The following is a 13,782-nucleotide window of genomic DNA, read 5'->3' on the forward strand; positions in this document are numbered from 1 at the left end:
CCTGAAGTCAGGCGGTCTCTCTAGGCATCGCAGCCGAGGCCAGCAACCCGCCAATTTCCATGGCGAGCAGTCCGGGTTCGAAATTGGCCGTGGGCGCTTCTGCCGTCAGCTGCGCCAGCGCGGCGTGAACGTCGACCACACGCGCCTGTTGCGCGGCGCTCATGCCGCGAAGGTTGCCGGCCAGGACGGCACGGGCGAGGTCGAGCGTCGCCTGGATACGCTCGCGGGTCGGCCTCGCGCCGATTTGCGCGGCAAGCTCTCCGCGCAGGGTAAACTGCGCATCGCCTTCCGCGACCAGCTGCTGCATGATCCGGTGCAACGCACCAAGGTCCTGATCGACGAAATCTAGCGCGGCGCCTGGCGATCCCTGGGCGGCGGCAATGGCGGCGGCACGGGTCGCGCTGTCGGCCTGCGGCGTTTCCTGCGCGACGATGCGGTTCATCTCGGCATCGGTGAGAGCCGGGAACCGCAGGATCCGGCAGCGCGACCGGATGGTGGGCAGCAATCGCGCAGGCCGATGCGTCACCAGCAAGAAGAAGGTGCCGACCGGTGGTTCCTCAAGGCTTTTGAGCAGTGCGTTGGAGGCGCTTTTCTCAAGATCGTCAGCCGGGTCGAAGATCACCGCGCGGCGGGGACCGAGCGTCGGGCGGGTGACGAGCCGGTGCTGCAAGGCGCGAACTTCGTCGACGGGGATCGAGCGCTTGCGCTTGTAGGCCTGCCCGTCGTCGCGCTTCTTGGTTTCTTCCTTGTTCTCGGGCGGATGCTCCGGGATCAGGATGTCGGGGTGATGATCGAAAGGCGGTTGGGGAACGCCTGCCTGCGCGACCAGTTCGGCGGCGGCAGCGCGGGCAAACAGCCCTTTTCCTGTGCCTTTCGGTCCGACGAGCATCCAGGCGTGGTGCATCCGTTCGCCAGCCATGGCCGCGCGCCATTCGCGCCAGGCATCGTCATGGCCGATGAGGCTCATTCCCCGATATCCAGTGCGGCCAGAACCAGCGTGTGGGTCTGTTCGGGCGTTCCATCGCCATCGATCCGGGCAAAGCGCGCAGGATCTGCGCTGGCGAAGCGGTCGAAGGCAGCGGCTACGCGGGCGTGGAAATCGGCAGGACGACCGCCGATGCGGTCCGCGCTGTCTCCGTCCCGCGCGGCGAGCCGCCCGGCGGCGACATCGGGGCTGACCTCGATCAGCAAGGTCAGGTCCGGCAGAAGGCCATGGCTGCCGATGCGGTGCAGTTCCATGATCTCGGCATCGGAAAGGCCGCCGCCGCCGCCCTGATAGGCCCTGCTGGAATCAACGAAGCGATCGCAGACGACCCACGCGCCGCGCTCTACCGCAGGCAGGATCAGGCGCTCGACATGGTCAGACCGGGCCGCAGCAAACAGCAGCGCTTCGGCGCGGGCGTTCCAGCCATCGCCATCAAGGCCGAGCAACAGGCCCCGGATGGCTTCCGCGCCGGGCGTGCCTCCCGGCTCACGCGTGACCACGACTTCCACCCCGCGGAGGCGCAGGGCATCGGCCAGCAGGCGGGCCTGGGTGCTCTTGCCAGCCCCTTCCCCGCCTTCCAGCGCGATGAAGCGACCACGGCTCAAAGAAACGGGCTCACGATGCCGTTGCGCAAACGCTCCATCCAGTTCGCAGGCCGCACATCGGCGCCGGCGAACAGCGGAACGCGGTGGGGTTCGCCCTTCCCGGCGCGGATTTCCAGCGATGCCACCCTGCTTCCCTTCGCGATCGGTGCCTCGATCGGTCCGTCATAGACGATGCGCAGCGCGGCGTCGCCCTTTGCGTCGCGGGGCAAGGTGATGCCGAAAGCTGCCGGCGCGACCAGCGGCACATGCAGCGTGTTGCCCCCCTGGACGCGCGCTTCGCCCACCTGCGCGCCGGGTGCGAAGATCGGGCGGTTGGAAAAGGCGGCAAAGCCCCATTCCATCAGCACACGGGCAGCGGCATCACGCTCCTTGGCGCGGTTACCCCCGGCCACGACCATCACCAGCCGCCGGCCATCGCGCTCGGCCGAGCCGAGGTAGCCGAAGCCGGCCTGGTTGGTGAAGCCGGTCTTGATGCCGTCGGCCCCCTTGACCACGCCGATCAGCGGATCGTGGTTTTGCTTGGTCTTGTCGCCCCAGACGAGCGACTTGTGGCCGATATAGCGCTTGTAGCGTTCCGGGTGGCCGGCCACGATCGCCCCGGCCAGCGTTACCAGGTCGCGCGCGGTGACATAGGTTTCGCCTTCGTCCATCCAGCCGTTGGGCGTGCCGAAATGGCTGTTGGTCATGCCGATGCGGCGGGCTTCGGCATTCATCAGCGCCAGCCAGTTCTGCATCGATCCGCCCGCGCCCTCCGCCAGCACGGCCGAGGCGTCGTTGGCGGAAACCGTGGCGATGCCCAGCAGCAGGTCATTCACCGTCGGCTTCTGGGACGGGTCGAGGTACATCGTCGTGCCAACGCGCTGCCACTTGCGGAAAGCCTCAAGGCTCATCGGCATGACCTGTTCGGGCCTGATCCGCCCCTGCCGCATCTGTTCGAAAGCGGTATAGAGCGTCATCACCTTGGTGATCGAAGCCGGTACGAAGCGCCGGTCCGGCTCCTTGGAATAGAGCACTTGCCCCGATCCCATGTCGACGAGGAAAGCGATCGGCACCTTGTCCAGCTCCGCCGGCGGGCGGGCAGGATCGGCCTGGACAATTGCGGGCATGGCCGGCTGCGGCGCATCGATGACCGATGTCACCATGTCGATCGGCGCAGACAGCACAGGCATGGCTGCCAGCGGCAAGGCCAGCAGCGGCAGGAATTTCAGGGCGCTTCTTTTCAATTCGGTTCCCGCGTGCAGGCAGCGCGCGGATCCCGGATTCCCGTCAGTTCGCGCGCTGGATTCGTGCTTCGCTATAGCCAGCCGCCTTGGCCTTCGCCAGCGCGGCTTCGGCTTGTCCACGGGTGGCGAACGGCCCCAGCCGCACGCGGTGCAGGCTGGCTGCGGAAGAAACCCGCGCGCCCAGTGCCTTGGCGATGGTCCCTGCCTTTTCGGCGCTTGAGAAGGCACCGACCTGCACGATCAGGCTGCCTGCGGGAACCGGCTTTTCCGGTGCTTTTGCCACGGGTGCCACGGGTGCCTTTACAACCGGCACCTTGACCACCGCCGGCTTTTCAGCAGCGGGAACCGGGGCCGCGGCGGCAGCAACTGCTTCGTTTGCCTTGGGCATCGGCAGCAGTGCGGGAGCCGAGCCAGGCTCCAGCTTCCGGCGCAGAACCGCAACCAGCGACTTGGGCGTATCGATGCGCAGCGGTGCCGCACGGCCTTCTCGCAGGGCAGCGCGTTCGGGCTCGGGCGGATTGACCCGGCGGATGCGGATCGGCGCGCGCTCTGCGGTCACGCCAAGCTGGTTGGCAGCCCCAGGCGAAAGTTCGACAATCTGCGACCCCGCCATGGGGCCGCGGCGCGTAACCCTAACGAGGATCGTCCGTCCGCTGTCGAGAGAGGTTACCTCGGCATAGCTGGGCAGCGGCAGGGTGCGGTGGGCAATGGTAATCCCTTGGTCTCCGCCCACGTCCACGCCGGCATAGCCGACCTGGTCGAAATTGAGCCTGTCCTGCGGGGTATAGGTGACACCATCGACCACGAAGGGATCACCCAGAACCATTGGATAGTCGGCCGCCGGACCGGTGGTAAGCGCCTGCGAGGCGGAGGCAAGCGTGCCGCTATCGGCGCCATTACCCCCGCACGCGGCGAGCATCGTGGTAAGCATCAGCGCCGCAATGCGGCTAGCGGGAGATCTCATCTGCAAGCAACCCCACGGAAAGAGCGTAGAAGTTCGAGCAGTTATAGTGGAGGATAACCCGATAATTCCCGGTTAACAGGTAAGCGGGAGTGCCCGGCCCGTCGGGTTCGAACAGGCTGGCCATGACGGAATCTTCGATCGGTGCAAGTGGCTGGATGCCCAGCGCCTTCCATTCCGCCACGGTCATCCAGCGCGAATGGCGGGCATGAACGCGCGGACAGGTGGGCGAACGGGACGTGCTGGCAACCGAAGCCCGTCTGAAATCCGCCGGTACGCTTGCGGCAACGCCCCAGGGCTGGCCGGGCCGCCATCCGGCATCGCGGAAATAATTGGCGATGGAAGCCAGCGTATCGGCCTGCGAATGCCAGATATCGCGATCGCCATCGCCGTCGCCATCCACGGCGAGCCGCAGGTAGACGCTGGGCAGGAACTGGGGATTGCCGAAGGCGCCAGCCCAGGATCCCTTCAGGCGCTCACGCGAGATGCCACGATCGGCCATCTTGAGCACGGCAATGAACTCACCGGCGAAGAGTTCCCGGCGACGTCCTTCGTAAGCCAGCGTCGCGAGCGCGCGGGCAAGGTCGAAATCGCCCTTGATCCGGCCGTAATTGCTTTCATGGCCGAAAATTGCCAGCAGCACCGGCGCAGGCACGCCGTATTTCGCCTCGATCCCCGGAACGAAGCTGGCAACCTCCTGGTATGTGCGCCTGCCCCCTGCAATCCGGTTGGCATCGACATGGGTCCGGCGATAGGGCTCGAACCGTGGGATGGCCCCGCTGGTCGTCGTTCCCGGTTGCGAACGGTCAAGCGAGATGACGCGCGGATTGGGCGTCAGCCCTTCGGTATAGGCCCGGATCGTCGCCTCGCTCACCCCTTCGGCACGGGCACGAGCTGCGAGCAACTGGACATAACCGCGAAAGGCGGGATCCGCCTCCGGTGGGGGACTGGCCGGCACCGCCTGCACCACCGGAACCGCGACCATCTGCCCGGTCTGCGCCGCCATGTGCTGCGGCGCGAGGGCCAGTGTAGCGGACGCAGCGGCCAAGAGGCGAAAGGTCTGGAGAATCCCGGGCATTGTCAGAACAATTGCACAGACTGCCCGCAAAGGGAATTGCACTTGTGGCGCTCTGTCGCTAGCCGCAAGCAACTGGACAGGTGGCCGAGTGGTTTAAGGCAGCGGTCTTGAAAACCGCCGTGGGTGCAAGCTCACCGTGGGTTCGAATCCCACCCTGTCCGCCATCGTTTCATTCGCCCCCAAACCCCAGCACCCGACAGTCGCTTGGACTGCCGGGTGAGGACGATGGATCGTCCGGGGGGATCCGTCTTACTTGAGCAGCGAAAGCACGTTCTGCTGGGCCTGGTTGGCCTGCGCGATCATCGCGGTGCTGGCCTGGCTAAGGATCTGCGCCTTGGCGAGCTGGGTCGTTTCCGCGGAATAGTCTGCATCCATGATCCGCGAACGCGCGTCCGACAGGTTCGTGGAATTCGAGGTCAGGTTGTTGATGGCCGACTGAAGCTGGCTTTCCCCGCCGCCAAAGGCCGCGTTGGTGTTCGCCACTTCGCCCAAGGCTGCATCGACATTGGCCATGGTCGTCACCGCCAGCGCGGCGGTCGAAACGTCGAGCGCGGTGGCATCGATATTGGTCCCGTCGATGGCCCGGCTGGTCACGGTGATGACATCGGCGGCATTGGCCCCGGCCTGGATGTCGAAGGTCAGGTCCGTGCCCGCGGCCATGCTGAACAGCGGTACGCCGTTGAATTCGGTGTTGGTCAGCACGGCGTTGACCTGTTCGGTAAGCGAGGTCACTTCCTGCTGCATGTTGGTGCGGTCAGCCGACTGGTAGGTTCCCGAGGCCGACTGGACGGCCAGCTCGCGGACCCGCTGCAGCATGTTCGTTACCTCGTTGAGGGCCCCTTCGGCCGTCTGGGCAAGCGATATGCCGTCGTTGGCGTTGCGGATGCCCTGCTGCATGCCTGTGATCTGCGAAGTCATCGACGTGGAGATGGCAAGGCCCGCGGCATCGTCCTTGGCAGAGTTGATGCGCTTGCCGGTGGACAGGCGCTGCATGGCGGTGCCCTGCATGAGCGCCGCGGAATTCGAAGCATTGGCAGCGCGCATGGCGCTGATGTTGGTATTGATGACCGTCATGGTAAACCCCCCGATAGTGTCACCCTTCACCCTTCCGGACCGTCCGCAAGAGCTGTCGGAGTGCAAGATCGGCAGCGGGGCGCGGAAGTTAAGCGCAAGGGTTAATGGCGCGGCAGGAAAGGCCCTCGGTGCGAGCCTATCTGCCCATAAAACCTTGTTCGCGCAGAACCGGCTGGCATGGTGCGCGGCTGCGGTGGAAATAGGTATTTTGTGCTAAGTCGCGCCATGCACGATTCTCGTGGGAGGCGCGTAAGTGTATGAATTTATGACCAAGTGGTTTGCGATTGCGCTTCTGGCTGTCGCCAGCCCGTTGCCCGCGGTGGCGGCATCAGGTGCCGGGGAAACACTGATTTACACCGTGAAGCGCGGCGACACCCTGTTTGCGCTGTCGCGCGATTACCTGATCGGCAGCGACGCCATGCGGCAGCTGCGCGCGGCCAACAAGGTCCGCATACCGGAACGGATGCCGGTAGGCATGCAGCTTGTCGTGCCGCGCCGCCTGCTGAAGTTCACGCCCGTCACCCTCAAGGTCCAGACCTTCTCCGGCCCGGTCAGCCTTGCCGCGAACGGTCGCACGCTGCCCGTGCAGAAAGGGGCAGACCTTGTCGAAGGTGCACAGCTGATTACCGGGGCCAATGGCTTTGTCGTGCTGGGCGGCAGCGATGGCTCGCGGGTCGCCCTGCCCTCCAACAGCGCGGTACGCGTCGGGCAGGCACGGCGCTACCTGCTGGTCAATGCGACCGATATCGAATTGCAGGTAGACAAGGGCCGGGCCGAGGTTCGCGCGGCGAAGCAGGCGCCGGACAGCCGCTTTCGGGTGAAAACGCCGCTGGCGGTCACGGCCGTGCGCGGCACGATCTTCCGCGCGGGCTATTCGGAAGCTGCCGCCAGTGCGGCCACGGAGACGATCGAGGGCGAAGTGGCGGTTGCCTCGCCCAAGGCTGAACTTGCGGTGCCTGCCGGTTTTGGCGCGGCGGCGACCGCATCGGGCGATCTCGCGAAAGAAACGCTGCTTCCCGCTCCGCAGCTGGCGGACCCTGCCAAGGTGCAGACCGAGGCACTGGTATCGCTCGACTTCAAGCCCGTTGCAGAGGCCCGTGGCTATCGCATCCAGGTTGCGCGCGATGCCGGCTTCCAGGACGTTATCGCCGAGGTTGAGCCTGTCACGCCGCGCGGCGAATTTGCCGATATCCGCAACGGCACCTTCTTCGTGCGCGCTGCTGGCGTTTCGCCGATCGGACTACAGGGCCTTGAAGAGGCATGGTCGTTCCGCCGCCAGCGGGTTGGCCTCGCCGCGGATGCCGGACAATCGGCTCTGCCGGGCGGGTTCCGCTTTGCCTGGCAGGCAGAGGGTGAAGGCAAGTCGCTGTTCCGCTTCCAGCTTTACGGCCCGCAGGCAGCTGACCTGCCGCTGGTCGATGAAGCAGGGCTCGGCAAGCCGGAAATGACGCTCACCGGGCTGAAGCCTGGCGCTTACCGCTGGCGGGTCGGCGTGATCCAGACGACGCCCGAGGGTTCGGCCGAGGTCTGGATGCCCTTGCAGAAGCTGACGGTCGGCGGCTGATCCTTTGCCGAAGACCCGGCTCTTCTTCGAATGGCTGGCTATCCTGCTGCTGACGGTGGCAGTCGCCGCCTGGGCCTTGCTGAGTGGGGCGACTTCGCGCGTGGATGCGGCGCTGCTGGACCGCGCGCTGGTGATCGACGCATCGGCGGCCAGCGACGAGATCCTGCTGGTTACCGTCGACGAAGGCAGTCTTGCGGCAGAGGGGCAATGGCCGTGGGACCGGCGCAAGGTTGCCGCGCTGGTCGACCGCATTCACGCCGCCGGCGCCCGCGCCCAGCTTCTCGACGTGCTCTATACCGAACCTTCGGACGAAGAAGCCGACAGGGCGCTTGCCAACAGCATCCGGCGCTCGGGCAAGGTGGCGCTGCCGCTCGGCATAACTCCGGCTGTGAACCGCACGGAAGGAACGGACGTAGTGCCGCCCATCCCGATTCTTGCCGAGGCGGCGCTGGCAACCGGCCATGTCGGCATTTCGCCGGATGGTGACGGACCGGTGCGACGGGTAGCGCTCGACCTGCCAGGAAGCACTGGCCAGCCTGCCGTGAAGCATCTTGCCCTCGCCTTGCACCAAAAGGTCGAAGGGCCGCTTGCCAGCGTGGCCAGCGGTGGTGCCAACGGGCTGGCAATGCAGCTGCGCCCTGTGGGCAGTTATCGCATGGTCTCCGCCGCTGCCGTTCTCGCGGGCGAGGTGCCGGAAAGCTTCATTACCGGCAAGGTGGTGGTCATGGGCGCGACGGCGCAGGGGCTTGGCGATCTGTTTCCCGTGCCGTCGACCGCGGGCTCGGTGATGAGCGGGGCCGAATTGCTGGCCAACGTCTATCAGAACCTGTCGGACGGTGGCTTTGTCGAAGACCTGCCGCAGTCCGCCTCGCTGCTGCTGACCGTCTTGCTGCTCCTGCCGCTGTTCATCGCCTTCTGGGCCCTGCGCCCGCTTTGGTGCGTGATCATCGCCACTTTGCTGGTGCTCGCCGCGCTGCTGTTCAGCCTTGCGCTGGTGCTGGCAACGCATCGCTGGTTCCCGCCCGCCCCGGCGATCGTCGGCCTGGTGATCGCCTATCCGCTATGGGGCTGGCGCCGGCTCGCCGCGATCAACCAGTACCTGATGAGCAAGGCGGACGTGCTGGCCCGTGTCGATACGGCGATACCGAAGGGGCATGACGAAGGTTTCGACAGCGTGGCCCGGGCGGTGAACCGGCTGGATTTCCTTGTCGACGAGATCAGCCAGCGCCGCGAATTCCTGCTGCGGGTGGTGGAATCGACTCCCGATGCGCTGTGTGTGTTCGATATGGCCGGCAGGCTGATGATCATGAACCAGCGCGCCCGTGCGACCCTGGGGGCAAGAGCGGCGGATTGCGAGGGTCTTACCGCAGCAGAACTCCTCGCCCGCTTCGGTGGCACGCTCAGCGCAGATGGCAGCGAACTGGTGCTCGCCAACGGATCGATATTCGTCATCACCCGCTCGACCGGGCGAGAGCAAGGCCAATGGCCTGCCATCCACCTCGCCATGTTCACCGATGTTACCGCCCAGCGCCGCGCCGAGACCGAGCGGCGGCACGCGCTGGAATTCCTTTCGCACGACATGCGCTCGCCGCAGGTCGCCATCATGGGCTTGACCGCAGACAGGACTCATGAGGAAAGCGAAGAGGCCCGCCTTGCCCGCATCCGCGACCATGCCAGGAGGACGCTCGAACTGGCGGACAACTTCATCGAACTCGCGCGCATGGCAGAGGCGCAGCTCGACATCGAGGAAATCGACCTTGGCACCCTTGCCGAAGAGGCGGCCGACCGCGCCTACCCCTTGGCGCGCGAACGCAATGCACAGGTGGAGGTGATCGCGCCCGAAGACCCTGTCTTCGTCACTGTCGACGGACAATTGCTGTCACGCGTGCTCGACAATCTTATCGGCAATGCCCTGAAATACGGCGCATCGAAGGTCACGATCGGCATCGGCGAACACGATGGCCGGGCAAGGCTTGAGGTTGGCGACAACGGCCCCGGTTTGCCGGAAGAACGGCGCGCCGATCCCTTTGCCCGTTTCGGCTTCCGGTCGACCGGCAGGAAAGGCGGTTCCGGCCTTGGCCTCGCCTTCGTGGCCGGCGCGGTAGAGCGGCATGGCGGCACGATCCTGTGCCAGTCCCAAAGCGGAGCAGGAACGCGCTTTGTGATCGACCTGCCGCGGGTCAGCGCCGGGTAACCGCCTCGGCCAGGGCAATTGCCAGGCGGTTCAACTCGGCCGTGCGATCCTTGCAGGTATCAAGCTCTGCCTCGGCATGGAGCGCGGGCTCGGCGTTCAAGCCTTGCGATCCGATCACGGTGGCCCGCAGGCGCTGCGGCCGGCAACCGTCGAACAGCGATCCCCGGCGGGGGGCTGAGCGCCAGGCAACGGACTTTGCATCGCCCTGCGCATCCTGGGTGAGCCCTGCCGAGGAATCCTGCGCCGACAGGGCCAGCGTCAGCTGGAAGCCCTGCCCCGCCGCCACCCGCGTGCCGCGGCTTTCCAGCTCACGCGAAAAGGCGGTGGCGAAAGCGGACATGGCGGCTGGCGGGTTCTTGCCTGGATCCACCGTAACAACTTGAGGCAGCGATGCAGCAAGCGGCTGCGTCACGCGCACTGGCGTGGATACGGAACAGGCCCCCAGCGCCAGCGGCATGGTTGCGATCAGGATCCCCAAGGGCAGTTTTGTTCGCACTGTCTTTTCCCGCGTTGTTACGCTTGAAGGGTGCTATTCGGCCGAAGCGCCCAGACTGTCCAGCCGATAACCGAAACCGAAGATGGTCTGCAGGGCAAAACCGCGCTCCGGCTTCAGCTTCAGCTTGGCGCGCAGGCGCGAGATGTGAACGTCGAGCGTGCGCGTTTCCACGTCAGGGCTACTTTGCCAGACCTTCTGCAGGATGTAGCTGCGCGAAAGCGGCCGGTTCAGGTTTTCGAACAGCAGCCGGGCGAGCGCGTATTCCTTTTGCCGCAGTTCCACCCCTTCCCCGTCGTAAGTGACGACCCGGGTCAGGCTGTCGAACTCGAAGCCGCCGAAGGTTCCGTCATTTTCCGTCGCATCCTTGCGCCGTTCGCGCAGGGCTGCGCGGATGCGGGCACGGACGATGTCCGGGTCTTCGGGCTTGCGGATATAGTCAGCCGCCCCGGCATCGAGCGCAAAGACGATGTCTTCCTTGCGGTCGCGGTTGGTCAGCATGATCACCGGCGGCGGGGGATTGAGATTCTCGCGTGCCCAGGCCAGCACCTTCATGCCGGACATGCCCATCATGTTCCAATCGAGCAGAAGCGCGTCGAAGGTTTCGCGGCGCAGGGCAGCCAGCAGCTCCTCGCCGCTGGAATAGAGGGTGCACTCGCAACCGGACGCACGGAGGGAATCGGCGATTTCGACGATTTCGTCTGGGTCATCATCTACAAGTGCAATACGCATTCAGAGCGGTCCCCTTGGCTACGGCAAAGACGCAATCGCATCCTGGCCGGCAGCCCCAGACTCCCAAAGGCCGAAAGAAAACGGTTTTGCACGTGCGCCTTCCGGCACCCGTCGCAACTCCCTCCCCTTCGGTGCGACCCTTCCAGGGCTTGTGGTTAGCCATCCCCCTCTGCACCAGCAACGCGAAACGACCAAGTTAACTCATGTAAAATTAACCGGTTTCAGAGTAATACACTGTTTCGCTATTCGCAGTATTCGGTGCGATATGGTGCCTAACCCGATGTTAGGAATTTACAACGGATAATGTCGCCAGAATGGAGGCTCGACGTGACTTACCAGGCCAGCGGCGATGAACGGGCAAATCTGAACGACCGCGCGACCCGCGCAGAGGTTTGCCTTACCTGCGAGGTGCGCCAGGGCACACGCCCCTGGACGAAGGTCAAGCTTCAGGACATTTCCGAAACGGGCTTCCGCATCGAATGGCGGCCCGGCTTCCACGAAAACCAGCAGATGTACATCCGCATTCCGGGCCTCGAACTGCTCGTCGCCAACCTGCGCTGGAAGCGCGAAGGCTGGATCGGATGCGAGTTCAGCAACCGGCTCTACGGGCCGACTTTCGACCACATCGTGCGCCAGTCGCTGCTGGAGCGGTAAGCCCGGATCAGATGTGCAGCGCGCGCCCGTAAGCGGCGAGCGTGCTTTCGTGCATCATCTCGCTCAGCGTCGGGTGCGGGAACACCGTCTGCATCAGCTCCGCTTCGGTGGTTTCCAGCGTCTTGCCCACGACATAACCCTGGATCAGTTCGGTCACTTCCGCACCGATCATGTGGGCGCCCAGCAATTCGCCGGTCTTGGCGTCGAACACGGTCTTGATGAAGCCTTCCGCCTCGCCCAGTGCGATGGCCTTGCCATTACCCATGAAGGGGAATGTCCCGGCCTTGACCTCGTAGCCGGCTTCCTTCGCCTTGGCCTCGGTCAGCCCCACCGAGGCGACCTGCGGGTGGCAATAGGTGCAGCCCGGGATATTGCGCCGGTCAAGCGGGTGCGGATGGACTTGCGTGTTGCCCAGTTCCTGCGCGATGGCCTCTGCGGCGGTAACGCCTTCGTGGCTTGCCTTGTGGGCCAGCCAGGGGCCGTCAGTGCAATCGCCGATCGCCCAGATGCCGGGCACGTTGGTGCGGCCATAGGCATCGGTCTTGATGTGAAAACGCTGGTCAGGCTCGACGTTCACGTCTTCCAGCCCGATGTTCTCGATGTTGGGCAGGATGCCGATTGCGGCGATGACGTGGCTGTAGCTTTCTTCCGAGACGGTGCCGTCCTTGGCCTTGACCTTGACGCTGACCGCATTGTCATCCGCGCTGATGCCTTCCAGCTTGGCGGAGGTGCGGATCTTGATGCCCTGCTTGGTCAGCGCCTTTTCGAGGAAGGCGGAAACATCGGCGTCTTCGACGGGAACGATCCGGTCCATCATCTCGATTACCGAAACCTCGACGCCAAGATCGTTGTAGAAGCTGGCGAATTCGATGCCGATCGCGCCCGAACCGACGACCAGCAGCTTGCTGGGCAGTTCGCTCGGCGTCATGGCGTGGCGATAGGTCCAGATGCGCTTGCCATCGGCCTTGCCGGTCTTGAACGGCAGTTCGCGGGCCCGCGCACCCGTGGCGACGATGATGTGCTTGCCGGCGATCTCGCTGGTGCTGCCACCGGCGTCCGTCACCTGCAGGCGGCCGCTGCCGAGCAGCTTGCCGGTGCCCATGTGCACGGTGATCTTGTTCTTCTTCATCAGGTGCGTGACGCCCTGGTTGAGCTTCGCCGCCACGCCCCGGCTGCGCTTGACGATGGCGTCAAGGTCGGCCGAGATATTCTCTGCCGCCAGGCCATAGTCCTTGGCATGCTTCATCTGGTGATAGACTTCGGCCGAACGGAGCAGCGCCTTGGTGGGGATGCAACCCCAGTTGAGGCAGATGCCGCCCAGGTTCTCGCGCTCGACAATCGCCGTCTTCAGCCCGAGTTGCGCCGCGCGGATCGCCGCGACATAGCCGCCGGGGCCGGAACCGAGAACGATGACGTCATACTGATCAGCCACTGGAACTACTCCTGAGAAACGGCGTCTTGACCAACTGGTCTTGGCCGTCCGTTATCGTCGATTGCAACAAAGGTGAACACGGCCTCTGTCACCTTGCTCTGTTCATCCTCAAAGCGATGGCGGCGCCATGCTTCGGTCGCGACCGTGATCGAGGTGCGGCCCACTCGGGTGATCTCGCAATAGACCGAAACCTCGTCGCCCACTTTCACGGGTTCGTGAAACTGCATGCCGTCCATGGCGACCGTGGCCACCCTGCCGCGCGCCAGCCGCGCCGCGACCAGGCCCGCGCCCATGTCCATCTGGCTCATCAGCCAGCCGCCGAAGATATCGCCGTTGGCATTGGTGTCCGCCGGCATGGCGGTGACGCGGATTGCCGCTTCGGGTTTGCTGCCGGCCATCAGGCGATCACCACGCCGGAATCGATCGGGTGGGGCCGGTCATTGCTGTCCAGCGTAACGAAGGTGAAGGTGCCGTTGGCCACCTCGAACTGGTCGTTTTCAGCCCTGGGACGGCCAAATCCGCGCGTCCGCACGGTGATCGAGGTCCGTCCGGTCCTGACCACTTCGGCATAGACGTTAAGCTCGTCCCCCACCTGCATGGCGCCGGGAAAGGCGAAGTCGCTGGCGCCCACGACCACGGCCTTGAGCCCGGTTCGGCGCGTGACCAGCGAACTGGCACCCAGGGCCAGCTGGCACATCAGCCATCCGCCGAACACGCCCCCATAGGGGTTGAGGTCGGTTGGCATGGCGGTCACCCGGATGACCAGTTCGCCCTCCGGCTCAATCAT

General features: G+C 65.0%; 14 protein-coding genes and 1 tRNA gene. 4 read left to right on the forward strand and 11 right to left on the reverse strand.

What is annotated here, in order from left to right:
* Window positions 1-7: 7 nt before the first annotated feature.
* The 5 genes from C0V78_RS02390 to C0V78_RS02410 are packed head-to-tail and all read right to left on the reverse strand — an operon-like array spanning window position 8 to window position 4,780.
* Entirely contained in the window at window positions 8-967 is a 960-nt protein-coding gene (locus tag C0V78_RS02390) for an AAA family ATPase (RefSeq protein ID WP_101796267.1), read from the reverse strand.
* Window positions 964-1,590, reverse strand: a complete 627-nt coding sequence (gene tmk / locus C0V78_RS02395) for a dTMP kinase (RefSeq protein WP_101796268.1) — start codon at window positions 1,588-1,590, stop codon at window positions 964-966. Before tmk ends, C0V78_RS02390 begins: the two co-directional genes overlap by 4 nt.
* Complete coding sequence (locus tag C0V78_RS02400) at window positions 1,587-2,813, reverse strand: D-alanyl-D-alanine carboxypeptidase family protein (RefSeq protein WP_254049790.1); 1,227 nt, start codon at window positions 2,811-2,813, stop codon at window positions 1,587-1,589. The genes tmk and C0V78_RS02400 overlap by 4 nt, the downstream gene beginning before the upstream one ends.
* A 43-nt stretch (window positions 2,814-2,856) precedes the next feature.
* Window positions 2,857-3,777, reverse strand: coding sequence for an SPOR domain-containing protein (locus C0V78_RS02405; RefSeq protein ID WP_254049791.1), 921 nt, complete (start codon window positions 3,775-3,777; stop codon window positions 2,857-2,859).
* On the reverse strand, window positions 3,761-4,780 hold the full coding sequence (locus C0V78_RS02410; RefSeq protein ID WP_101796270.1) for a lytic transglycosylase domain-containing protein: 1,020 nt from the start codon (window positions 4,778-4,780) through the stop codon (window positions 3,761-3,763). Before C0V78_RS02410 ends, C0V78_RS02405 begins: the two co-directional genes overlap by 17 nt.
* A gap of 146 nt (window positions 4,781-4,926) precedes the next feature.
* Here C0V78_RS02410 and C0V78_RS02415 point away from each other — a divergent pair.
* A tRNA-Ser gene (locus C0V78_RS02415) sits at window positions 4,927-5,016 on the forward strand.
* Window positions 5,017-5,101: 85 nt separating this feature from the next.
* Here the strand turns inward: C0V78_RS02415 and C0V78_RS02420 are convergent.
* Window positions 5,102-5,926 carry a flagellin gene (locus tag C0V78_RS02420; protein ID WP_101796271.1) on the reverse strand — a complete coding sequence of 275 codons (825 nt, stop codon included), beginning with the start codon at window positions 5,924-5,926 and terminating at the stop codon, window positions 5,102-5,104.
* Window positions 5,927-6,191: 265 nt separating this feature from the next.
* On the opposite strand from C0V78_RS02420, the gene C0V78_RS02425 reads away from it, so the two are divergent.
* Together C0V78_RS02425 and C0V78_RS02430 are read left to right on the forward strand one after the other, a co-directional pair.
* Window positions 6,192-7,490, forward strand: coding sequence for a FecR domain-containing protein (locus C0V78_RS02425; protein WP_101796272.1), 1,299 nt, complete (start codon window positions 6,192-6,194; stop codon window positions 7,488-7,490).
* 4 nt (window positions 7,491-7,494) lie between these two features.
* Window positions 7,495-9,684, forward strand: a complete 2,190-nt coding sequence (locus tag C0V78_RS02430; RefSeq protein WP_101796273.1) for a CHASE2 domain-containing protein — start codon at window positions 7,495-7,497, stop codon at window positions 9,682-9,684.
* Here C0V78_RS02430 and C0V78_RS02435 read toward each other — a convergent pair.
* A complete protein-coding gene (locus tag C0V78_RS02435) occupies window positions 9,671-10,180 on the reverse strand; it encodes a hypothetical protein (protein ID WP_144039821.1) in 510 nt (169 codons plus the stop codon). The genes C0V78_RS02430 and C0V78_RS02435 overlap by 14 nt on opposite strands.
* A 33-nt stretch (window positions 10,181-10,213) precedes the next feature.
* Window positions 10,214-10,909 carry a response regulator transcription factor gene (locus C0V78_RS02440; RefSeq protein WP_101796275.1) on the reverse strand — a complete coding sequence of 232 codons (696 nt, stop codon included), beginning with the start codon at window positions 10,907-10,909 and terminating at the stop codon, window positions 10,214-10,216.
* Between the two features lie 303 nt (window positions 10,910-11,212).
* Here C0V78_RS02440 and C0V78_RS02445 point away from each other — a divergent pair, with 303 nt between their 5' ends.
* Entirely contained in the window at window positions 11,213-11,563 is a 351-nt protein-coding gene (locus C0V78_RS02445; protein ID WP_101796276.1) for a PilZ domain-containing protein, read from the forward strand.
* 7 nt (window positions 11,564-11,570) lie between these two features.
* On the opposite strand, the gene lpdA is transcribed toward C0V78_RS02445, so the two are convergent.
* The 3 genes from lpdA to C0V78_RS02460 are packed head-to-tail and all read right to left on the reverse strand — an operon-like array spanning window position 11,571 to window position 13,782.
* Window positions 11,571-12,995: a dihydrolipoyl dehydrogenase gene (gene lpdA, locus C0V78_RS02450; RefSeq protein ID WP_101796277.1), complete on the reverse strand. Its 1,425-nt coding sequence runs from the start codon at window positions 12,993-12,995 to the stop codon at window positions 11,571-11,573.
* A 5-nt stretch (window positions 12,996-13,000) separates the two neighbouring features.
* On the reverse strand, window positions 13,001-13,393 hold the full coding sequence (locus C0V78_RS02455; RefSeq protein WP_101796278.1) for an acyl-CoA thioesterase: 393 nt from the start codon (window positions 13,391-13,393) through the stop codon (window positions 13,001-13,003).
* Window positions 13,393-13,782 (reverse strand): acyl-CoA thioesterase, encoded by a 390-nt coding sequence (locus tag C0V78_RS02460; protein ID WP_101796279.1) that lies wholly within the window; start codon window positions 13,780-13,782, stop codon window positions 13,393-13,395. The genes C0V78_RS02455 and C0V78_RS02460 overlap by 1 nt, the downstream gene beginning before the upstream one ends.

This window comes from Novosphingobium sp. TH158 (genome assembly GCF_002855555.1).
GTDB lineage: Bacteria > Pseudomonadota > Alphaproteobacteria > Sphingomonadales > Sphingomonadaceae > Novosphingobium.